Annotated in this window: 1 protein-coding gene and 1 pseudogene; one reads left to right on the forward strand and one right to left on the reverse strand. The window is 76.6% G+C overall.

Annotated features, from left to right (window positions below):
- A partial coding sequence (locus B7767_RS42970; protein WP_143653016.1) for an FAD-dependent oxidoreductase occupies positions 1–256 on the reverse strand: 256 nt, incomplete at its 3' end.
- 156 nt (positions 257–412) lie between these two features.
- On the opposite strand from B7767_RS42970, the pseudogene B7767_RS42975 reads away from it, so the two are divergent.
- A pseudogene (locus tag B7767_RS42975) lies at positions 413–610 on the forward strand (DUF4349 domain-containing protein); the annotation flags it as partial.

Raw genomic sequence — 610 nt, forward strand, 5'->3', positions numbered from 1 at the left:
GGAGCCGGCCGGCGAGACCCACCGCGCGGGCGAGACCCACCGCCTCGGGGCGGCGGGCCAGCAACGACTCGGCGCCGAGGTCGACGCGCGCGCCCGCGATCTCTCCCGGCAGCAGTTTGCCGCCGACCCGGTCCGAGGCCTCCAGCACGGTGACCCGCGCCCCGTGCTCCCGCAGCCGGTGGGCGGCGGCCAGCCCGGCGATTCCGGCTCCGACGACGACGATGTGCTGCCCGGAGCCCGCATGTGATCCGCTCATGGCTCCACCCTCTCAAACGCCACCGGCGCTCCCGCCAGGGCCATGTGGCCCTGTCGAGTCCCTACCGTGACCGCATCGGGACCGTCCGGCACCAACGTTCCGCGCCCCTTGGGCGTCGAAGGAGCGTCCGTCATCACCACACCGGGGGAGCCCCGTATGCGCACACGACGATCCCTACGACCCGCCCACGCCCTGGCCGGGGTCCTGCTGGCGGCCCTCGCCGTCAGCGGGTGCAGCGACGCGGGCGACGGCTCCGGCTCGGCCGGGGTCGCCGACAAGGCCGCCGCGCCGGCCGAAGGGCAGGCCGCGCAGGAGGACGCGAAGCAGGGCGCCCCCGGCGGTTCGGCGGACGGC

It is taken from the genome of Streptomyces sp. 13-12-16 (assembly GCF_002114215.1).
In the GTDB taxonomy this organism is placed as follows: domain Bacteria; phylum Actinomycetota; class Actinomycetes; order Streptomycetales; family Streptomycetaceae; genus Streptomyces.